The organism is Arenimonas caeni (genome assembly GCF_003024235.1).
Taxonomy (GTDB): domain Bacteria; phylum Pseudomonadota; class Gammaproteobacteria; order Xanthomonadales; family Xanthomonadaceae; genus Arenimonas; species Arenimonas caeni.
The window spans coordinates 72,280-92,552 of record NZ_KZ679084.1 but is presented as its reverse complement, the minus strand read 5'-3'; the positions used below and the strand labels follow the sequence as shown (position 1 = coordinate 92,552).

The following is a 20,273-nucleotide window of genomic DNA, read 5'->3' as shown; positions in this document are numbered from 1 at the left end:
GAAGTGTTGTCGGGATGGGGAGGGAAACAGGGCCTAGTTGCACCTGTCCCCAGTTCGGGCGCAGCAGTTTTCGGTGAGGTAGGCGACCAGGCCGCGCACGGTGTCGAGCGCGGCGCGGTAGCGGATGTGGCGGCCCTCGGGCTCGGCCCGCACCAGGCCGGCGGCCTGCAGGGTCTTGAGGTGGAAGGACAGCGTCGTGGCCGGGACGCCGAGGTGTTCGGCGATCTCGCCGGCGAAGGCGCCGTCCGGGGCGCGTTCGACCAGCCAGCGGTGCACCGCCAGCCGGTGCGGCTGGGCCAGGGCGGAGAGGGCGTCGAGGGCGGCTTTCGTTTTCACTGTTCCAGAATAGTCGAAACGTATGACGGAAACATGGCAGCCGCGCGGTGCGGCTAGACTCGGCGCATGTTGGCCAAGCTCTTCCTCGTATTCCTGCGCCTGGGCCTGGCCAGCTTCGGCGGCCCGATCGCCCACCTGGGGTATTTCCGCGAGGAGTTCGTCGTGCGCCGGCGCTGGCTTTCGGAGGCCGAATTCGCCCAGCTGCTGGCCATCTGCCAGGCGCTGCCGGGCCCGGCGAGCAGCCAGCTCGGCTTCGCCGTCGGCCTGCTGCGCGGCGGCTGGCGGGGCGGGCTGCTGGCCTTCCTCGGCTTCACCCTGCCATCGGCGCTGCTGATGTTCGGCCTGGCGCTGCTGGCGCCGCGCCTCGACGGCCCGCTGGCGCTGTCGGTGGTGCATGGCCTCAAGCTCGTGGCCGTGGTGGTGGTCGCGCACGGCCTCTGGGGCATGGCGCGCAGCCTGCTGCCCGACGGCCCGCGCGCCCTGCTGGGCGTGCTGGCCTTCGCGGCGATGACCTTCTTCGGCGGGGCCTGGCTGCAGCTGGCCCTGATCGGCGCCGGCGGCCTGCTCGGCCTGGTGCTGTGCCGCCACGTGCCCGCGCTGCCGGCCGCCGGCCTGGCGGTGCACCACGGCCGCGTGGCGGGTGCGGCGATGCTGGCGCTGTTCGCCGCGGGGCTGGTGGCGGCGCTCATGCTGGCCGGGGGCGGGGCCTCGCTGGCGTCGCTGGCGGCGGCCTTCTACGAAGCCGGCGCGCTGGTGTTCGGCGGCGGCCACGTGGTGCTGCCGCTGCTCGAGCAGTCCACCGTCGCCAGCGGCTGGCTGGCCCGCGACGACTTCCTGGCCGGCTACGGCGCGGCGCAGGTGCTGCCGGGGCCGATGTTCTCGCTGGCGGCCTACCTGGGCGCGCTGGCGCCCACGGGCGAGCCGCCGGCGCTGGGTGCCCTGGTCGCGCTGGCGGCGATGTTCCTTCCGGGCTTGCTGCTGGTGGCGGCGGTGCTGCCGCTCTGGGGCGGGTTGGCGCGGCTGCGCGGCGCCTCGCCGGCGATCGCCGGCATCAATGCGGTGGTGGTGGGCCTGCTGGCCGCGGCCCTGGCCGGCACCGTCGCGCCGGCGGGGCTGCGCGGCCCCGCCGATGTCGCCATCGCGCTGGCCGCGTTGGCACTGCTGCTGTGGAAGCGGGTGAACCTGCTGTGGGTGGTGGCCGCGATCGTGGCCACCACCGTCGTGGTTCAGGCCTCCGCCGGCTCCTTGTAGGCGTCGACCGGGATGCAGGCGCACATCACGTTCTTGTCGCCGTAGACATTGTCCACGCGCGCCACCGGCGGCCAGTACTTCTGCCGGCGCAGGCTGGCCAGCGGGAAGGCGGCCAGTTCGCGCGGGTAGGCGTGGGTCCATTCGCTGGCCGACACCGCGGTGGCGGTGTGCGGGGCGTTCCGGAGCGGGTTGTCCTCGCGGTCGAGCTTGCCTTCCTCGACGGCGCGGATCTCCTCGCGGATCTGGATCATCGCGTCGATGAAGCGGTCGAGCTCGTGCATCGACTCGCTCTCGGTCGGCTCGACCATCAGCGTGCCGGCCACCGGGAAGCTGAGCGTCGGCGCGTGGAAGCCGAAGTCGATCAGGCGCTTGGCCACGTCCTCGGCGCTGATGCCGGTGGCGTCCTTGAGCGGGCGCAGGTCGAGGATGCACTCGTGCGCCACCAAGCCGTTGCGGCCCGTGTAGAGCGTCTTGTAGTGCGGCGCCAGGCGCTTGGCGATGTAGTTGGCGTTGAGCAGCGCCACCTGGGTGGCCTTGCGCAGGCCCTCGGCGCCCATCATCACGATGTACATCCAGCTGATCGGCAGGATCGAGGCGCTGCCGAAGCTCGCCGCGCTGACCATGCCCACGTCGCCCTCGCCACCGAAGGTCTTGGGCAGGAAGGGCGCCAGGTGCGACTTCACCGCGCAGGGGCCGACGCCGGGGCCGCCGCCGCCGTGCGGGATGCAGAAGGTCTTGTGCAGGTTCAGGTGCGAAACGTCCGAACCCCACTTGCCGGGCTTGGCCACGCCCACCAGCGCGTTCATGTTGGCGCCGTCGGTGTACACCTGGCCGCCGTGCTTGTGCACGATCTCGCAGATCTCGACGATGTCCTCCTCGAACACGCCGTGCGTGGACGGGTAGGTGATCATCAGCGCGGCCAGGCGGTCGGAATACTGCTCGGCGGCGCGGCGCAGGTCCTCGACGTCGACGTTGCCGTTGGCATCGGTCTTGGTCACGACCACCGTCATGCCGCACATCTGCGCCGAGGCCGGGTTGGTGCCGTGGGCCGAATCGGGGATCAGGCAGACGTCGCGATGGCCCTCGCCGCGGCTGCGGTGGTAGGCGCGGATGGCCAGCAGGCCGGCGTACTCGCCCTGGGCGCCGGAGTTGGGCTGCAGGCTGACGGCGTCGTAGCCGGTGCACTCGACCAGCATGGCCTCGAGCGTGTCGACCAGCTCGCGGTAGCCGGCGGCCTGGTCGGCCGGGGCCAGAGGGTGGATGTTGGCGAACTCGGGCCAGGTGATCGGGATCATCTCGGCCGTGGCGTTGAGCTTCATGGTGCAGCTGCCCAGCGGGATCATGGTGCGATCCATGGCCAGGTCCTTGTCGGCCAGCGAGCGCATGTAGCGCAGCAGTTCGTGCTCGCTGTGGTGGGTGTTGAACACCGGGTGCTGCAGGTACTTCGACTGGCGCACCAGGCCGGCCGGCAGGGCGTCGGTGGTGGCGGCGTCGAGCGCGTCGATGTCCTCGATGCGCGCGCCGAACAGCGCGGCCAGGGCGACCACGTCCTCGCGGGTGCTGGTCTCGTCGAGGCTGATGCCGAGGCTGCGGCCGTCGATGCGGCGCAGGTTGATGCCGGCGGCCACGGCGCGCGCGTGCACGGCGTCGGCGTCGACGCCGGTGATGTGCAGGGTGTCGAAGAAATCGCCGCCGACGTTCACGTCGGCCTTGCGCAGCGCCGCGGCCAGCAGGCTGGCCAGGCGGTGGGTGCGGGCGGCGATGCGGCGCAGGCCGTCCGGGCCGTGGTAGACGGCGTACATCGCGGCCATCACCGCCAGCAGCACCTGCGCGGTGCAGATGTTGGACGTGGCCTTCTCGCGGCGGATGTGCTGCTCGCGGGTCTGCAGGGTCAGGCGGTAGGCCGGCTGGCCCTCGGCGTCGATGGACACGCCGATCAGGCGGCCGGGCATGGAGCGCTTGAAGGCGTCGCGGCAGGCCATGAAGGCCGCGTGCGGGCCGCCGAAGCCGAAGGGCACGCCGAAGCGCTGCGTATTGCCGACCACGATGTCGGCGCCCCATTCACCCGGCGGGACGAGCAGGGTGAGCGCGAGCAGGTCGGTGGCCACGCAGACCAGGCCGCCGCGGGCGTGCACGGCCTCGGCCAGGGCGCGGTAGTCGTTGGCGTGGCCGAAGGTGTCCGGGTACTGCAGCAGCACGCCGAAGGCGTCGGCACCGGCAAGCTCGGCGTCGGGCAGCACGGCCAGCTCGATGCCCATGGGCTCGGCGCGGGTGCGCAGCACCTCGAGGGTCTGCGGGTGCACGCCGGCGGAGACGGCGAACAGGTTCGACTTCGACTTGCCCGAGCGCTTGGCCAGCGTCATCGCCTCGGCCGCGGCGGTGCCCTCGTCGAGCAGGGAGGCGTTGGCGATCTCCATGCCTGTCAGGTCGGCGCACAGGGTCTGGAAGTTGATCAGCGCTTCCATGCGGCCCTGGGAAATCTCGGCCTGGTAGGGCGTGTAGGCGGTGTACCAGGCGGGGTTCTCGAGGATGTTGCGCAGGATGACGTTCGGCGTGTGGGTTCCGTGGTAGCCCTGGCCGATGAAGCTGCGGAAGATCTTGTTCTTCGAGGCGACGGCGCGGATCTTGGCCAGCGCCTCGACCTCGGTGACCGGGGCGGGCAGGGCCAGCGGGGCGGTGGACTTGATGCCGGCCGGCACGATGGCGTCGGTGAGCGCATCGAGCGAGTCGTGGCCGACGATGCGCAGCATGTGCGCGATCTCGGCGTCGTTGGGGCCGATGTGGCGTTCGAGGAAGGCGTCGTGGTTCTCGAGCTGGCGCAGGCTGTCGCGATTCATGGCGGATCCGGACATGGGGAGGGGCCGTGCGAACCCGCACGGGGGTGCCCCTCTGTCCTTTTGCCTGAGAGTTTTGGCTGCAATCCCTGCGGCCATGCCCCTTCGGCGCCGGCTGGTTCCGGTCTCTCCAGAGTCGCTCGCGCGGAGGCGGTTCGGGTTCCTGAGCGATTACGGGCGTTACGCCTTCGGCGCTGGCCGCAGCCAGCCTCTCCCGCTCCGCGCATCGAGCCCGTCCATTCTACCCCGCCGGGCCCCTTTTTGCCCCGCCGGCCGCCCCGTCCCGGCCCCGGGCCAGGCCCGGCCGGCAAACCGCCACCAGAAGCGCCTTCAGGCCCGACTGCCTAGCGCAGGCCCTTCCGGCCGGATGCCTGGCGGAGTGGCGCCGCCGCGCACGCGTACGACTCGCCGTCCGGCCGCGCGCAGGCGTCATCCATAACCAGCTTACGGCCGTGCGTTGCGGACATCCTGTCCTCCGCTCCGTCGAGTCGTACGCGTGCACGCCGTCGCTCCGACTGTAGCCAGCGGCCTCCAGGGACGCGGCATGCCTGCTTGCCTGTCGGCCATGACGAATTTTCGAGGAGGTGGCGTGCGTTCGCCCCGGCCGACCCTCGGAGACATGGATGTCGACGAGGAGCCCCCATGGATGGGTTCACGGCGTGTCGGCCGGGGCGAATGCACGCCGCGTCCACCCGCGAAAGTGGCGAGTCGCCCAATCGCAGGCAGACAGGGCAGTCGCGCCTGAAGGCGCCCCAGCGGGGGGCGGGGTCAGGAGGACGTGAGGTCGGCCTTGGCGCGGTCGCCGGCGGGGAGTTCGCCGTGGACGAGGAACCAGGTGTTCTCGGCGATGTTGGTGGCGTGGTCGCCGATGCGCTCGATGTTCTTGGCGATGAACAGCAGGTGCGTGCAGGCCGTGATCTGGCGCGGGTCCTCGGCCATGTAGGTCAGCAACTCGCGGAACAGGCCCGTGTACTCGGCGTCGAGCTCGGCGTCGCGGCCGCGCACCTGCATCGCCTTGTCGGCGTCGCGCAGGCGGTAGGCGGCCAGGGCCTCGGTGACCAGGTTGTTGGCCAGCCGGGCCAGGGCCGGCAGGCCGCGGGCCACCGTGACCGGCGCGCTCTGGTTGAGCACCATCGAGCGCTTGGCCACGTTGGCGGCGTAGTCGCCGATGCGCTCGATGTCCGACGAGATCCGCAGCGCGGCATAGACCTCGCGCAGGTCGCGCGCCATCGGCTGGCGCAGGGCCAGCAGGCGCAGCACGTCGTGGCTGATTTCGTGTTCGAGCGCGTCGATGGCCTCGTCGTTGGCCACCACGCGCATGGCCGCCTGGCTGTCGCGGCGCTGCAGCACGTCGATGGCCGCATCGAGCTGGGCCACGGCGATCTGGCCCATGCGCTGGATCTCGCCGTCGAGGCGCGTGAGCTCGTTGTCGAAGCTCTTGACGATATGGTCGGTCATCGCGATGTCCTCAGCCGAAGCGGCCGGTGATGTAGTCCTCGGTCTGCTGCTTCGAGGGCTTGGTGAAGATGGTGGTGGTCGGCCCGTGCTCGATCAGCTCGCCCAGGTACATGAAGGCGGTGTAGTCCGAGCAGCGCGCCGCCTGCTGCATGTTGTGGGTGACGATGAGGATGGTGAACTGCTGCTTGAGCTCGGCGAAGAGCTGCTCGATCTTGCCGGTGGCGATTGGGTCGAGCGCCGAGGTCGGCTCGTCGAACAGGATCACCTGCGGCTTGAGCGCCACCGCGCGGGCGATGCACAGACGCTGCTGCTGGCCGCCCGACAGGCCCAGCGCGCTCTGCTTGAGCTTGTCCTTGACCTCGTCCCACAGCGCCGCCTGGCGCAGCGCGGCCTCGACGCGGTCGGCCATGTCGGCCTTCGACAGCTTCTCGTAGTGGCCGATGCCGTAGGCGATGTTGTCGTGGATCGACATCGGGAACGGTACCGGCTTCTGGAACACCATGCCGATCTTGCTGCGCAGCCGGTTGAGCGGGTACTTGGCGTCGAGCACGTCCTCGCCGTCGAGCAGCACCTGGCCGCTGGCGCGCTGGCCCGGGTAGATCGAATAGATGCGGTTGAAGATGCGCAGCAGGGTGGACTTGCCGCAGCCCGAGGGGCCGATCAGCGCGGTCACCTTGTTCTGCGGCACGTCGAGGTTGATGTCGCGCAGCGCGGTGAAGTCGCCGTAGTGGAAGGCGAGGTTGCGCGCGGCCAGCTTGACCGGGGTCGGCGCCGCGTCGGCGGCCGTGCCGGCGTTCGGGACGGCGGTGGCGAAGGTGATCGGGGCGTCAGTCATGGTGGGTCTTCTTGCGCAGCAGGAGGGTGCGGGCGACCAGCGAGACGGCCAGCACGAACAGGGTGATCAGGAAGGCGCCGGCCCAGGCCAGCTGGTTCCAGTATTCGAACGGGCTCATCGCGAACTGGAAGATGGTGACCGGCAGGTTCGGCATCGCGCCGGACATGTCGGTGCTCCAGTACTGGTTGTTGAAGGCGGTGAACAGCAGCGGCGCGGTTTCGCCGGCGATGCGGGCCAGGGCCAGCAGCACGCCGGTGACGATGCCGGGCAGGGCGGCGCGGTAGAGGATCTGCGTGGTCACCTTCCACTGCGGGATGCCCAGCGACAGCGCCGCCTCGCGCATCTGCGAGGGCACCAGGCGCAGCATCTCGTCGGTGGTGCGCACCACCACCGGCAGAACGATGAAGGCCATGGCGATCGAACCGGCGTAGCCCGAGAAGGTTCCGGTCGTGCGCACCACCAGCGTGTAGACGAACAGGCCCAGGACGATCGAGGGCGCCGAGAGCAGGATGTCGTTGACGAATCGGATGACCTCGCCGATCTTGCGCGCCCGGGCGTATTCGCTCAGGAAGGTGCCGGCGGCGATGCCCACCGGCGCGCCCAGCAGCACGGCCAGCGAGCTGAGCATCAGCGAGCCGACGATGGCGTTCTTCAGGCCGCCGGTGTCCTGGCCCGGCGGCGGCGTCATCTCGGTGAACAGCTGCAGGCTCATCGCGTCGACGCCCTTGCTGATCGTGGTCCAGAGGATCCACACCAGCCAGAACAGGCCGAACAGGGTCGCGGCGCCCGAGAGCACCAGGGAAACGCCGTTGACGACGCGGCGGCGCAGGTACAGGCGGTCGGCGGTGGTGGCCATCAGTTGCCCTCCCGCTTGGCCAGGCGCATCAGCATGAACTTGGAGATCGCCAGCACCACGAAGGTGACGATGAACAGCACGAAGCCCAGGGCCAGCAGGGCCGATTGGTACATCGGCGTGGTGGCCTCGGCGAATTCGTTGGCGATCGAGGCGGCGATCGAGTTGCCGGGCATCAGCAGCGAGGCGTTGATGTGGTGCGAGTTGCCCAGCACGAAGGTGACGGCCATGGTCTCGCCGAGGGCGCGGCCCATGCCCAGGAAGATGCCGCCGATCACGGCCGAGCGCGTGTAGGGCAGCACGATGTTCCAGACCACCTCGAAGGTGGTCGAACCCAGCGCGTAGGCCGATTCCTTCAGGCGGTTGGGCACGGTCATGAAGACGTCGCGCATCACCGAGGAGATGAAGGGGATGACCATGATCGCCAGCACGATGCCGGCGGTGAGCATGCCGATGCCCAGCGGCGGGCCGGCGAAGAGCATGCCGACCAGCGGGATCTGGCCCAGGTTCGCGTCTACCCACGGGTAGACGTTGTCGGCCAGGAAGGGCGCCAGCACGAACAGGCCCCACATGCCGTAGATGATCGAGGGAATGCCCGCCAGCAGCTCGATGGCCATGCCCAGCGGCTGGCGGATCCAGGACGGGGCGACCTCGGTGAGGAACAGGGCGATCCCGAAGCTCACCGGCACCGCGATGATCATCGCGATGATCGTGCTCACCACGGTGCCGTAGATGGCCACCGCCGCGCCGTACTCCTCGGTGACGGGGTTCCAGGCGGTCGAGGTGAGGAAGCCGGGGCCGAAGGCCAGGAAGGCCTCGCGTCCGCCCCAGGCCATCGACAGTGCGGCCAGGCCCAGTGCGATCAGCACGAACCAGCCGGCGATGGTGACGAGATTGCGGAAGAACCAGTCGGCGAAGGCATCGAAGCGATGCGATCGTTCAGCGGGACTCGGGGCGGAAGTGGCTTGCATTCGCGGCGCTCTCTGTTGGGTGCCTGCGTCCGTAGAAGGGCCGCGCGCCGGTGGGCGCGCGGACCCGGGGTGGGGCGCTTACTTCAGGTTCGCGGTCCAGTAGGTCTCGATCTGCCCGACCAGGGCGTCCGGCAGCGGCACGTAGCCGAGCTGGGTGGCCGAGTCGTCGCCGTTGGCGTAGACCCAGGCGAAGAACTCGCGGGCCTGTCGGTTGCCGTCGGCGTTCTTCGGGCGCTTGGACATCAGGATGAAGTTGGTGGCGGCGATCGGCCAGGCGTCGGCGCCCGGGGCGTCGGTCACGACCAGGAAGAAGTCCCTGGACTTGCCCCACTCGGCGCTGGCGGCGGCAGCCTGGATCGAGGCATTGGAGGCCTCGACGAAGTTGCCCGAGGCGTTCTGCATCCGGGCGTAGGCGACCTTGTTGGTCAGCGCGTACGACAGCTCGATGTAGCCGATGCCGCCGCGGATCTGCTTAACGTAGGCGGTCACGCCTTCGTTGCCCTTGCCGCCCACGCCGGTCGGCCAGCGCACGGCGGTGCCTTCACCGACCTTCTGCTTCCACTCCGGCGAGACCTTGGAGAGGTAGTTGACGAAGTTGAAGGTGGTGCCCGAGCCGTCCGAACGGTGCACGACGGTGATGCGCAGGTCCGGCAGGGCCAGGCCCGGGTTGAGGCCGGCGATGGCCGGGTCGTTCCACTTGGTGATCTTGCCCAGGTAGATGTTGGCCAGGGTGTTGCCGTCGAGCTTGAGCTGGTTGGCTTCGATGCCCGGCACGTTGAAGGCCGGCACGATGCCGCCCATCACCGACGGGAACTGCACCAGGTTCGAGGCGGCCAGCTCCTCGGGCTTGAGCGGGGCATCGGACGAGCCGAAGTCCACGGTGTTGGCCTTGATCTGGGCGATGCCGCCGCCCGAGCCGATCGACTGGTAGTTGACGCGATGGCCGGTGGCCGCGTTGTAGTCGGCCGACCAGCGCGACATGGTCGGGAACACGAAGGAGGCGCCGGCGCCGGTGATCTCGGCGGCCTGCGCGGCGGGGGTGAGGCTGGCGGCCAGGGCCACGGCGGCCAGGCTGAGCTTCAGGGACTTGAGCACGGAACGACTCCTGTGGGTGGGTACGACCTCGGGGGACTTCCCCCGATGCCCCGGCATTACAGTCCGGACCGGTGACAAGCCTGTTGCTTGTTCGTTACAGCCGTATGACAGTCCGGCCCAGCGCCTGCAGTGGTGCTGTCACCGGGCTGTCACGAAATGCACAAGTGCCTGTCATGGGGCGGGAGCAGCCTGTGCACGCCCGGCGGCCGGCCTGACGGCCCCTTCACGGCTTACCATCCTCCAAGGAGTTCATGTCATGCGTTTGACCATCCTGGCCGCTTCGCTCGCGGCCGCCCTCACCGGACTCGCCCCCGGGGCCGCCCATGCCCAGCAGGCCAGCGACCAGGAGCTCGCCGAGCTCAAGGCCCAGCTGGCGGCGCTGATGAACCGCATCGACGAGCTCGAGGCCCGCGACGACGCCCAGTCGGCCGTGAACATCGACACCGCCGAGTCGCTCAAGGCGATGCAGACCACCCAGCCCAAGGTCGAGACCAAGGGCGGCCTGAAGGTCACCTCCGCGGACGGCGCGTTCTCGTTCGGCCTCGGCGGCCGCCTGCACTTCGACGGCTACGCCTTCGACCGCGACCTGGCCTCCACCACCGGCACCACCGAGTTCCGCCGTGGCCGCCTGACCCTGTCGGGCACCGCCTATGGCTGGGAATACAAGATGGAGCAGGACTTCGCCGCCGGCAGCAACCTCGACGGCCTGCGCGACCTGTACATCGCCCGCACCCTGGGCCCGGGCAAGCTCACCATCGGCCACTTCAAGCCCTACCGCTCGATGGAGGAGCTGACCAGCTCCAACGAGATCCTGATGATGGAGCGCCCCTACGCCTCCGCCACCGGCCTGTTCAGCGGCCGCCAGTTCCAGCAGGGCGTGGGCTACCTGATGGGCGGCGCGAACTGGAGCGCCGGCGCCACGGCGTTCAACCTGCGCGGCGCCAGCGGCGCCCGCAACGAGGGCATGGGCTTCTCCGGCCGCGCCACCTGGGCCCCGCTCATGCAGGGCGACCGGGTGCTGCACCTGGGCGGCTGGTACAGCCACGAGAACATGAACCAGGGTTCGGCCAACCTCGCGGCCACCGCCAACTACGCCGGCCGTCGCGGCCCGAGCCTGTCGATCGCCACCAGCAACGGCGCCAGCGGCGAGCAGGTCGATGCCTACGGCCTGGAGTTCGCCGGCATGTTCGGCCCGCTGTTCTTCCAGTCCGAGTACGCCAACGCCAGCTTCGGCCAGCCGCTGGGCCCGGACCAGGATGTCGAGACCTTCTACGTGCAGGGCAGCCTGATGCTCAACGGCGGCCGCAAGGTCTACAAGCCGGGCAACGGCGTGTTCGGCTCGCCCAAGGTGGCCGGTGCCGGCCTGTGGGAGCTGACCGCGCGCTTCGACCAGATCGAGAACAAGGACCTCATCGGTCGCGAGGCCAGCAGCTGGATCCTGGGCATGAACTACTACGTGAACCCGAACCTGCGCTTCATGTTCAACTACACCCAGGGCGACAACGAGCTGACCGGCGACGAGACCGGCCAGTACGCGCTGCGCACGCAGTTCAACTTCTGACCCAGCTCCAGATCGGGGACGGGTGCAATTTGGTGAAGCCAAATTGCACCCGTCCCCTTATCCGCACCCGTCCCCTTTTCAATCGGCGGTCTTGTCCTTGTAGCGGCACAGGTCGCGGATCACGCACTGCGGGCAGTCGGGCTTGCGCGCCTTGCACACATAGCGCCCGTGCAGGATCAGCCAGTGGTGGGCGTCGAGCCGGTATTCGGCCGGCACCGCCTTGAGCAGCTTGTCCTCGACCGCGCGCACGGTCTTGCCCGGCGCCAGGCCGGTGCGGTTGGAGACGCGGAAGATGTGCGTGTCCACCGCGATGGTGGGTTCGCCGAAGGCGGTGTTGAGCACCACGTTGGCGGTCTTGCGACCGACGCCGGGCAGGGCCTCGAGCGACTCGCGGTCGCGCGGCACCTGGCCGCCGTGTTTTTCCACCAGGATGCGGCAGGCGGCGACCACGTTCGCTGCCTTGGCGTTGAACAGGCCGATGGTGGAGATGTACTTCTTCAGGCCGTCCTCGCCGAGCGCCAGGATGGCCTCGGGCGTGTTCGCCACCGGGAACAGGCGCCGCGTGGCCTTGTTCACGCCCACGTCGGTGGCCTGGGCCGAGAGCGTCACCGCCACCAGCAGCTCGAACGGCGTGCTGTATTCGAGTTCGGTGGTCGGCTTCGGGTTGAGTTCCTTCAGGCGGGCGAACAGTTCCCGCCGATCCGCCGGCTTCATGCGGCGCCCCCGGCCACGCGCAGGCGCCAGGCCTGGCGCATCGCCACCAGGCAGGCCAGCACCGCGAACGCGCCCACCGGCAGCATCGCCAGCAGGAAGCCGGGGTAGCCTTCCGCGACCAGCTCCAGGCCGGGCAGGCCGAGCAGCCGGCCGGCGCCGGCGAACAGGCTGCCTTCGCCCACCATTTCGCGGATGGCGCCGATGGCCAGCAGCACCCACAGGAAACCCAGGCCGGTGGCGAAGCCGTCGAGCGCGGCGCGGGCCGGGTCGTGGCGCGAGGCGAAGGCTTCGGCGCGGCCCATCAGGGCGCAGTTGGTGACGATCAGCGGGATGAACAGGCCGAGCACCGCGTGCAGCTCCGGCAGCCAGGCACGCATCGCCAGTTCGATGGACGTGACCACGGCGGCGATCACCATGATGAAGGCCGGGATGCGCACGTCGCGGCGGGTTAGCCGGCGGATGGCGGCGACCACGGTGTTGGTGGCGGTGAGGGCGAGCACGGTGGCCAGGCCCAGGCCGAGCGCGTTGACGGCGTTGTTGCTCACCGCCAGCAGCGGGCACAGGCCCAGCATCTGCACCAGGCCGACGTTGCCGCTGGACAGGCCGTATTCGAGGATGGCGCGGGGCGTGGGGGAACTCATCGGGCGGGCGGCGGGTCGGCGGGCGCGTCGTCGAAGGACAGTGTAGCGCCGGCTTCGGCGGCGCGGACCGCCTCGCCATGCGTGGCCACGAACTGCAGCGCGCGGCGCACCGCCGCGACCACCGCGCGCGGCGTCAGCGTGGCGCCGGCGAACTGCGGGAAGTCGCCGCCGTCGCGCGCCACGCGCCAGCGCGACGGCGCCGGGTCGCCGAGCGCGCGGCCGCTGAAGCGGGTGATCCAGTCGCTGCGTCCGGCCTCGATGTCGTCGCCGAGGCCCGGCGTTTCGGTGTGCGCCGTGACCCGCACGCCGAGCACGCGGCCCGCCTGGTCCACCGCCACCAGCAGGCGGATCGGGCCGGCGTAGCCGTCGGGCGCGGTCGCCTCGAAGACCAGGGCCACCGGTTCGCCGCCGCGACGCGCGCGGTACACCGGCGAGGAAGGCTGGCCCAGCCAGGCGGGGGCCTGCACCTGCACGGCCTCGGCGATCGGGTCGTTGTCGTGCAGGGTCGCCGGCAGCACGATCTGCAGCGCCTCGCGGCGCGCCCGCTGCTCGCTTTCGGCGATGCGTGCGTGGGTCAGGGCCCAGGTGCCGGCCAGCAGCAGCGCCGCCGCCAGCCCGGCCAGGGCCAGCTGGGCGCCGGCGCGCAGCGATTCGCGCAGGCCTTCGCTCATGGCGCCTTGCCCTCGCCGAGGATGCGCGGGCGGGTGTGCGCATCGATCCAGGGCGCGGCGCAGTTCATCAGCAGCACCGCGAAGGCGACGCCGTCGGGAAAGGCGCCCCAGCGCCGGATCGCCAGCGTCAGCACCGCCACGCCGGCGCCGAACAGCAGGCGGCCGCGCGGCGTGGTGCAGCCGCTGACGGGGTCGGTGGCGATGAAGAAGGCGGCGAGCACCAGCGCGCCGGAAAACACATGCTGCAGCGGCATCGGGTGCAGGTCGGGGTCGAGCAGCCAGAACGGCAGGGTCAGCAGCACCGTGGTGCCCAGCGTCGCCACCGGCACCTGCCAGGGGATGATGCGCTTGTAGAGCAGCAGCAGGCCGCCGAGCGCGAAGAAGTTCGCCACCCATTCCCAGCCGCGTCCGCCGAAGTCGCCGAACAGCGGCGCGCCGCGGATCTCCGACAGCGTCACGCCCTGGCTCGACAGCGTGCGCACGGTATCGAGCGGCGTGGCCTGGGCCAGCGTGTCCCAGCCCCAGGGCGGCGGCAGCGCGCCGGTGAGGATGGCGCGCAGGCTGTCGCCCAGGCCCGGCACCGGCAGCGCACCGTCCAGGCCGGCCGGCGCCAGCCACTGGGTGAACTCGCGCGGGAAGGCCAGCAGCACCACCGCCAGCCCGACCATCGCGGGGTTGAACAGATTGTGGCCGAGGCCGCCGAACAGATGCTTGGCGACCACGATCGCCGCGAACATGCCGATCGCCGCCAGCCACCACGGCGCCAGCGGCGGCAGGCACAGCGCGAACAGCACGGCCGTGAGCGGCGCGCTCAGGTCGGTGAGGAAGGGGCGCATCGGCTGGCCGCGCAGGCGCAGCATCGCCGCCTCGAAGGCGAGCGCGAAGGCGGTGGCCAGGGCGATCTGCAGCACGATGCCGGGGCCGAAGAACCAGGCATGTGCCGCGATGCCCGGAACCAGCGCTCCCAGCACCCAGCCCATCACGGCGCGCACGCTGCGGCGCGCGGGCAGGTGCGGGGCGGGGGCGGTGTCGAAGGTCTTCATTCGTGGGCGTCCGGGTCCTGCAGCGCGGCGCGGCGCGCGCGGGCGCGCTCGAGCGCCGCGGCCACGCCTTCGGGGCTGGCCGCCGCGGCCTTGCGCGCCGCCAGCCGCGCCTCGCGTTCCGCGGCCTCGCGCACCAGTCGCTGCTGGCGCGCTTCGAAGCGCGACTTCGCCGCGGCGGCGTCGGCCGCGGCGGCATCGGCGGCCAGCAGTTCGCCCTTGGCGCGGCGGAAGACCTCGGTGAGCGGGATGTGGCTGGGGCAGGCCAGGTCGCAGCAGCCGCATTCGATGCAGTCGAACAGGCCCTGGCCGCGGGCATCCTCGAGCCGGCCGGCGCGTGCCTGCCACAGCAGCTGCTGCGGCAGCAGGCGCGACGGGCAGGCGCCGGCGCAGTCGCCGCAGCGGATGCAGGGCATCTCGTCGCCGCCCGGGCGCAGGCCGGCGGCGTCGAGCACCAGCACGCAGCTGTGGGTCTTGCCGATCGGGAAGTCGTCGTGGGGCAGGGCCTGGCCCATCATCGGGCCGCCCAGCAGCAGGCGCGCCGCCGCCGGCGTGTAGCCGCCGGCCTGTTCGACCAGGTGCGCGACCGGCGTGCCCAGCGGCACCCGGTAGTTGCCCGGGCGCGCCACGCCCGGCCCGGTGACGGTGACCACGCGTTCGAGCAGCGGTTCGCCCAGCGCCACCGCCCGCCAGGCCGCCCGCGCGGTGGCCACGTTGAACACCACCACGCCGATGTCGCGAGGCAGGCCGCCGCGCGGCACTTCGCGGCCGGTGAGGGCGAGGATCAGCTGCCGCTCGCCGCCGGCCGGGTAGCGGGCCGGCACGGCGACGACCTCGATGTCTTCGTTTTCGGCATCCACCGCGGCATGGCAGGCCGACAGCGCCTCGCGCATGTCGTCCTCGACCGCCAGCAGCACCCGCGCGGCGCCGGCGGCGCGCGCCAGCACTCGGGCGCCGCGCACCACCTCGCCGGCGTGGGCGCGCAGCAGGGCGTCGTCGCAGCTGATCCAGGGTTCGCACTCGGCGCCGTTGAGCACGAGGATGTCGCGCGTGGCGCCCAGCTTCTCGGCGGTGGGGAAGCCCGCGCCGCCCAGACCGACGACGCCGGCCTCGGCAATGCGCCGGCGCAGCATGGCCGGATCGGCGTCGGCCGGCAGCGGCGGCAGCAGCGCGTCCTCGGACCCGCCCGAAGGCTCGAGCAGCAGGTGTGGCACGGGCAGGCCCGCCGGGCCGGGCAGGGGCCGGGACTCAAGCGCCAGCACCCGGGCCGCCAGCGGCGCATGCACCGGCGCGCCGGCGCCCTCGGGCACCGCGACCACCTGGCCGCGCACCACCCGATCGCCCGCGCCGACCACCGGCCGGCAGGGCGGGCCGGCATGCTGGCGCAGCGGCAGCAGCAGGCGCGGCGGCGGCGCGCAGTCACGCAGGCCGCCGGCCATCGCCGCGGCCTTGTGCCCTTCGAGCACCAGCCCTCCGTGGATGGCGTGCGGGCGCACGGCCGGCGCCGGGGTCAGCGGCCGGTGAACTGCGGCTTGCGCCGGGCCAGGAAGGCGCCGGTGCCTTCCTTCATGTCCTCGGTGGAGAAGGTCACCGCGAACACCTGGGTTTCGTGGTCCAGGCCGGTATCGAGCGGCGCCTCGCCGCCCAGCAGCACGGCGTCGAGGATGCCGCGCAGGGCCAGCGGCGCCGAGCTGGCGAGCTGGCCGGCGACGGCATCGACCTCGGCATCCAGGGCCTCGGCCGGCACCACCCGGGTGACGATGCCCAGGGCCGCGGCCCGGGTGGCGTCGATCGGCGCACCCAGCAGGCACAGCTCCAGGCAGGCGGCGCGGCCGGCCAGGCGCAGCAGGCGCTGGGTGCCGCCGAAGCCCGGCACCAGGCCGAGGTTGATCTCGGGCTGGCCGACCTTGGCGGTGTCGGCGGCGATGCGCAGGTGGCAGGCCATGGCCAGTTCCAGGCCACCGCCGAGGGCGAATCCGTTGATGCGCGCGATGACCGGCTTGCCCAGCCGCTCGATGCGGGTCATCAGGGCCTGGCCGTGGGCGGAGAAGTCGCGTGCCTGGGCCGGGCTGAGGCCGTTCATCTCGGCGATGTCGGCGCCGGCGACGAAGGCCTTGGGGCCGGCGCCGGTCAGCACCACCACCCGCACCGCGGCGTCCCGCCCGGCGGCTTCGAAGGCCGCGTGCAGCTCGGTGAGGGTGGCGAAGTCGAGCGCATTGAGCTTGTCGGGGCGGTTGAGGGTGATGCGGCGGATGGCGCCGTGGTCCTCGACCAGCAGGTTGCGGTACTCCATGGGGTGAAACTCCTTGAATTGGGGAACTCCGGGCGCCGTGGCCTGTCGGGTAATGGCCACGGGCCGACGTCAGTGGCGATTCAGCCGTGCGGGGGCTATCCTAGCGCGGCGTTCGGGGCCCTACATCGCCCTATACAATCAACCGGAGATTCCCTGATGAAGTTGCGTTTGATCGCTGCCGGCATGGCGGCCCTTGGCCTGAGTGCCAGCGTGGCGATGGCCCAGACGGCCCCCGCGAACCCGCCGCAGCCCCCGCCGGCCAACAAGCCGGTGCTCAGCTACGCCATCGGCTTCGACCTGGGCAAGGACCTCGCCGACCAGAAGGTGGACGTCGACATCAACGGCGTCATCAAGGGTATCCAGGACGGCTTCGCCAAGCGCGCGCCGGCCCACCCGGCCGACCAGATGGAAATGCAGCTGGCCGGCCTGCAGGTGCGCATGGTTGCCCAGGCCCGCGCCGAGTTCGAGCGCAAGGCCAACGAGAACAAGGCCGCGTCCGACGCGTTCCTGGCCGCCAACCGCTCCAAGCCGGGCATCACCACCCTGCCCAGCGGCATCCAGTACCGCGTGATCGAGCAGGGCACCGGCGCCAAGCCGACCAACACCAGCCAGGTGCAGATGCACTACCGCGGTTCGGTGTCGACCGGCCGTGAGTTCGCCAACACCTACGCCCAGCAGGATCCGCAGCCGGTGACCCACGTGGTCGGCGAGTTCCCGATCCCGGGCGTGCGCGAAGTGCTGGTGATGATGCCGGTCGGTTCGCGCTGGGAAGTGTTCCTGCCGTCCGACAAGGGCTTCGGCAACGACCCGCGTTCGCCGGTCGGCCCGGGCCAGGCCCTGGTGTTCGACATCAAGGTCGTCGGCGTCAAGTAATACCCGCGGTGCCGCGCCGGCAACGGCGCGGCACCGTCGTTCCAGGTAACCCATGTCCCAATCCCCCGCATTCCGCGCCGTGCTCAGCCCCTGCATCGGGGTCTGCTCGCTTGATGGCGCCGGGCTGTGCGAGGGATGCCACCGCACCACGGCCGAGATCGCCCGCTGGTCGCAGATGGGCGACGACGAGCGCCTTCACCTGATGGAGGTCGTGCTGCCCGGTCGCGAGGCCGTGCGCGCGTGAGCCCGCCGCCGGATCCGTTCGAACGGATTCCCGCCGCCCTGCATCCGCTTGGCCAGCCGCCCGCCGGTCCGGGCTGGAACCAGGCCGAACTGGCCGACCTGCTGCCGCCGCAGATGCCGCTGCGCCCCGCCGCCGTGCTGGTGGCGCTGGTCGAGCATGCCGGCGGACCGCAGGTGCTGCTGACCCGCCGCACCGAGGCCCTGCGCCACCATGCCGGCCAGGTCGCTTTCCCCGGTGGCCGCATCGAGCCCGACGACACCGATCCGGTCGCCGCCGCCCTGCGCGAGGCCCGCGAGGAAGTGGGGCTGTGCGATTCGCTGTCCTCGCCGCTGGGTTACCTCGATCCCTTCGTCACCATCACCGGTTTCCACGTCTTCCCGGTCGTGGCGACGGTGCGCGCCGGCTTCGTGCCTACGCCCGATCCTTCCGAAGTGGCCGAGGCCTTCGAGGTGCCGCTGCAGTTCCTGCTCGACCCGGCCAACGTGCATTCGCACGAGATCGATTTCCAGGGACGGAGCCGGCGCGTGCTCGAGTTCCGCTACGGCGGCCACCGCATCTGGGGCGCGACCGCCGCGATGCTGGTCAATCTCAGGCAAAGGCTGGAGCAGCTGCGATGAATTGGACCACGCTGGTCTCCGTCGACGAACTGGCGGCGGCCCTGGGCCGTCCCGGCCTGGTGCTGGTCGATTGCCGCAACGTCGCCGGCGGCACCGACACCGGCGCGGGCCGCGAAGCCTGGCGCCGGGCGCACATTCCGGGCGCGGGTTACGCCCACCTCGACGAAGACCTGTCGGACAAGCGCAAACCGGCGTCCGAAGGCCGGCATCCGCTGCCCGACGAGGAGCGTTTCGGCGAGCTGCTGGGACGGCTGGGCATCGGTCCCGACGACCAGGTGGTGGCCTACGACGCCGGCGACGGCGCGATGGCCGCGGCCCGCCTGTGGTGGCTGCTGCGCCTGTACGGCCACCCGCAGGCGGCCGTGCTCGACGGCGGCCTGGCCGCCTGGCTGGCGAAGGGCCTGCCCGTGGATACCCGCGAGCCGCTGCCCAAGCCGCCCTGTCCCGGGCGCTTCGACCGCTCGCAGCTGGTCGACGCCGCGCAGGTGCAGGCGCGCCTGGGCCAGTCGCCGGGCTGGCTGCTCGACGCCCGGGCGCCCGAGCGCTTCCGGGGCGAAGTCGAGCCGCTCGATCCGGTGGCGGGGCATATTCCCGGCGCCCGCAACCGCCCCTTCCAGGCCAACCTCGCCGACGGGCGCTTCCGGCCCGCCGCCGACCTGCGCGCGGATTTCGAGGCGCTGCTGGGCGGACATGCGCCCGGCGAGGTGGTGCTGTCCTGTGGTTCGGGCGTCACCGCCTGCCACAACCTGCTGGCGATGGAGCACGCCGGCCTGTCCGGCGCGAAGATCTACGCCCCGTCCTGGAGCGGCTGGGTCAGCGACCGGTCGCGGCCGGTCGCCACGGGCGACTGATCACAGCCGCAGGCTGTCGCGGCCCGACGTCACCGGCAGGATGTCCACGCGCACCAGGCGATGGCCGTCGACGGTCATGCGCCAGCGTCCGTCGCTCAGGTGCGGCGGCTGCTGCACCTCGAAGCGCGCGCTCATCGGCCCGAAACCGATGCGGAAGCCCTCGCCGTCGAAGCCGTGCACCGGGCCCTCGATCGAGATGCGCGAGCCGGCGCGCACGTACTCGTAGTCTCCATGGCCTTCGGGCGTGATCACCAGCAGCACGCTGTCGCCGCGCCAGTGCCCGGCGTAGTCGGCGAACCCCTCCGGCAAGGGCTGTTCGGAACAAGCCGCCAGCAGGAGGCAGGCCAGCGCCAGGAACGGCGCGCGGGCAGCCAGGCGCAGGTTCATCTGCCCAGCCGCGCCACCAGCGCCTTGAGCGCAGCCTGCGTGGACGGCGAGTTCCACTCGGCCAGGAAACCGTCGAGGTCGTCGTTGCGGAAGCCGTCGAGGGCCGCCACCAGGTCGGCGCGGGCGATCCGGCGCGTGGCCAGCATGGCCTCGCCCGGCAGGGCCAGCAGTTCCTGCAGCCAGACCTCGGCGCGCTTGGTCACGTGCTCGCCGTCGGTGAGTTCGTCCACCAGACCGATCGCCAGCGCCTGCTCGGCCTCGACCAGGGCGCCGGCCACCAGCAGGCGCTCGGCGCGGTAGGGCCCGACCACGCGGCGCATCAGGTGCTGGATGGCGTCGGGCGCCACCAGGCCCACCTGCACCTCGTTCAGGCCGATGCGGAAGGGGCCGCGCGCCATGATCCGGTAGTCGCAGCACAGCGCCAGCACGCAGCCGCCGGCCGGGCTGTGGCCACCGAGGGCGGCGACCACGGGCACGGGCGAGCGGGCGATGGCGCGCGCGGCCGAGAACAGCGAGGCCCAGCCGGCCTTGAGCCCGGCCGGGTCCAGGCCCATCAGGTGCGGCACGTCCATGCCGGCAGAGAACACCCGCTCGCCGCCCGAGAGGATGATGGCCCGGGCGCCCTGTTCCGGCGCGGCCTGCACCGCGGTGCGCAGGGCGGACAGCATCTCCGGCGTGAGGGCGTTCACCGGCGGGCGGGCCAGCCGGATCTCGTGGATCGCTCCGTGGGCGTGGATCTCGATCATGG

Annotated in this window: 19 protein-coding genes, 1 pseudogene and 1 riboswitch; of the genes and pseudogenes, 5 read left to right on the top strand and 15 right to left on the bottom strand. The window is 71.4% G+C overall.

Annotated elements, in window-relative coordinates; all coding sequences use genetic code 11:
• Nucleotides 1-33: 33 nt before the first annotated feature.
• Nucleotides 34-336: an ArsR/SmtB family transcription factor gene (locus C6N40_RS00495; protein WP_106989047.1), complete on the bottom strand. Its 303-nt coding sequence runs from the start codon at nucleotides 334-336 to the stop codon at nucleotides 34-36.
• A gap of 66 nt (nucleotides 337-402) precedes the next feature.
• Here C6N40_RS00495 and chrA point away from each other — a divergent pair, with 66 nt between their 5' ends.
• The gene (chrA, locus tag C6N40_RS00490) at nucleotides 403-1,587 is read left to right on the top strand and encodes a chromate efflux transporter (RefSeq protein WP_106989046.1); all 1,185 of its coding nucleotides are present in this window, start codon (nucleotides 403-405) and stop codon (nucleotides 1,585-1,587) included.
• On the opposite strand, the gene gcvP is transcribed toward chrA, so the two are convergent.
• The 6 genes from gcvP to pstS form a co-directional block, all read right to left on the bottom strand.
• On the bottom strand, nucleotides 1,563-4,439 hold the full coding sequence (gene gcvP / locus C6N40_RS00485) for an aminomethyl-transferring glycine dehydrogenase (RefSeq protein ID WP_425477631.1): 2,877 nt from the start codon (nucleotides 4,437-4,439) through the stop codon (nucleotides 1,563-1,565). The genes chrA and gcvP overlap by 25 nt on opposite strands.
• A 27-nt stretch (nucleotides 4,440-4,466) precedes the next feature.
• A riboswitch (glycine riboswitch) is annotated at nucleotides 4,467-4,565 on the bottom strand.
• Nucleotides 4,566-5,189: 624 nt separating this feature from the next.
• A complete protein-coding gene (gene phoU / locus C6N40_RS00480; protein ID WP_106989044.1) occupies nucleotides 5,190-5,879 on the bottom strand; it encodes a phosphate signaling complex protein PhoU in 690 nt (229 codons plus the stop codon).
• Between the two features lie 10 nt (nucleotides 5,880-5,889).
• Nucleotides 5,890-6,714, bottom strand: coding sequence for a phosphate ABC transporter ATP-binding protein PstB (gene pstB, locus C6N40_RS00475; RefSeq protein WP_106989043.1), 825 nt, complete (start codon nucleotides 6,712-6,714; stop codon nucleotides 5,890-5,892).
• Entirely contained in the window at nucleotides 6,707-7,570 is an 864-nt protein-coding gene (gene pstA / locus C6N40_RS00470) for a phosphate ABC transporter permease PstA (RefSeq protein ID WP_106989042.1), read from the bottom strand. The genes pstB and pstA overlap by 8 nt, the downstream gene beginning before the upstream one ends.
• Nucleotides 7,570-8,538 carry a phosphate ABC transporter permease subunit PstC gene (gene pstC, locus C6N40_RS00465; RefSeq protein WP_106989041.1) on the bottom strand — a complete coding sequence of 323 codons (969 nt, stop codon included), beginning with the start codon at nucleotides 8,536-8,538 and terminating at the stop codon, nucleotides 7,570-7,572. Before pstC ends, pstA begins: the two co-directional genes overlap by 1 nt.
• A gap of 78 nt (nucleotides 8,539-8,616) precedes the next feature.
• Nucleotides 8,617-9,633: a phosphate ABC transporter substrate-binding protein PstS gene (pstS, locus tag C6N40_RS00460; RefSeq protein WP_240183403.1), complete on the bottom strand. Its 1,017-nt coding sequence runs from the start codon at nucleotides 9,631-9,633 to the stop codon at nucleotides 8,617-8,619.
• A 256-nt stretch (nucleotides 9,634-9,889) separates the two neighbouring features.
• On the opposite strand from pstS, the gene C6N40_RS00455 reads away from it, so the two are divergent.
• Nucleotides 9,890-11,194, top strand: coding sequence for an OprO/OprP family phosphate-selective porin (locus C6N40_RS00455; protein WP_114683932.1), 1,305 nt, complete (start codon nucleotides 9,890-9,892; stop codon nucleotides 11,192-11,194).
• A 78-nt stretch (nucleotides 11,195-11,272) separates the two neighbouring features.
• On the opposite strand, the gene nth is transcribed toward C6N40_RS00455, so the two are convergent.
• From nth to C6N40_RS00425, 6 genes are read right to left on the bottom strand one after another with little or no spacing between them, the layout of a single operon-like run.
• Nucleotides 11,273-11,908, bottom strand: coding sequence for an endonuclease III (gene nth / locus C6N40_RS00450; protein WP_106989038.1), 636 nt, complete (start codon nucleotides 11,906-11,908; stop codon nucleotides 11,273-11,275).
• Entirely contained in the window at nucleotides 11,905-12,549 is a 645-nt protein-coding gene (gene rsxE / locus C6N40_RS00445; RefSeq protein ID WP_106989037.1) for an electron transport complex subunit RsxE, read from the bottom strand. The genes nth and rsxE overlap by 4 nt, the downstream gene beginning before the upstream one ends.
• On the bottom strand, nucleotides 12,546-13,220 hold the full coding sequence (gene rsxG, locus C6N40_RS00440) for an electron transport complex subunit RsxG (protein ID WP_106989036.1): 675 nt from the start codon (nucleotides 13,218-13,220) through the stop codon (nucleotides 12,546-12,548). Before rsxG ends, rsxE begins: the two co-directional genes overlap by 4 nt.
• Nucleotides 13,217-14,263, bottom strand: a complete 1,047-nt coding sequence (locus C6N40_RS00435; RefSeq protein ID WP_106989035.1) for an RnfABCDGE type electron transport complex subunit D — start codon at nucleotides 14,261-14,263, stop codon at nucleotides 13,217-13,219. Before C6N40_RS00435 ends, rsxG begins: the two co-directional genes overlap by 4 nt.
• A complete protein-coding gene (rsxC, locus tag C6N40_RS00430; RefSeq protein WP_162781998.1) occupies nucleotides 14,260-15,756 on the bottom strand; it encodes an electron transport complex subunit RsxC in 1,497 nt (498 codons plus the stop codon). Before rsxC ends, C6N40_RS00435 begins: the two co-directional genes overlap by 4 nt.
• 14 nt (nucleotides 15,757-15,770) lie before the next feature.
• A complete protein-coding gene (locus C6N40_RS00425) occupies nucleotides 15,771-16,553 on the bottom strand; it encodes an enoyl-CoA hydratase/isomerase family protein (protein WP_106989033.1) in 783 nt (260 codons plus the stop codon).
• Nucleotides 16,554-16,709: 156 nt separating this feature from the next.
• On the opposite strand from C6N40_RS00425, the gene C6N40_RS00420 reads away from it, so the two are divergent.
• The 3 genes and pseudogenes from C6N40_RS00420 (at nucleotide 16,710) to C6N40_RS00410 (ending at nucleotide 19,138) form a co-directional block, all read left to right on the top strand.
• On the top strand, nucleotides 16,710-17,426 hold the full coding sequence (locus C6N40_RS00420; protein ID WP_106989032.1) for an FKBP-type peptidyl-prolyl cis-trans isomerase N-terminal domain-containing protein: 717 nt from the start codon (nucleotides 16,710-16,712) through the stop codon (nucleotides 17,424-17,426).
• A 52-nt stretch (nucleotides 17,427-17,478) separates the two neighbouring features.
• Nucleotides 17,479-18,287, top strand: a pseudogene (locus C6N40_RS00415) (CoA pyrophosphatase).
• On the top strand, nucleotides 18,284-19,138 hold the full coding sequence (locus C6N40_RS00410) for a sulfurtransferase (RefSeq protein WP_106989031.1): 855 nt from the start codon (nucleotides 18,284-18,286) through the stop codon (nucleotides 19,136-19,138). The pseudogene C6N40_RS00415 and the gene C6N40_RS00410 overlap by 4 nt, the downstream one beginning before the upstream one ends.
• Here C6N40_RS00410 and C6N40_RS00405 read toward each other — a convergent pair whose 3' ends face one another.
• Both C6N40_RS00405 and C6N40_RS00400 read right to left on the bottom strand, forming a co-directional pair.
• Complete coding sequence (locus C6N40_RS00405; protein ID WP_106989030.1) at nucleotides 19,139-19,525, bottom strand: hypothetical protein; 387 nt, start codon at nucleotides 19,523-19,525, stop codon at nucleotides 19,139-19,141.
• The gene (locus C6N40_RS00400) at nucleotides 19,522-20,271 is read right to left on the bottom strand and encodes an enoyl-CoA hydratase/isomerase family protein (protein ID WP_106989029.1); all 750 of its coding nucleotides are present in this window, start codon (nucleotides 20,269-20,271) and stop codon (nucleotides 19,522-19,524) included. The genes C6N40_RS00405 and C6N40_RS00400 overlap by 4 nt, the downstream gene beginning before the upstream one ends.
• Between the last annotated feature and the right edge of the window lie 2 nt (nucleotides 20,272-20,273).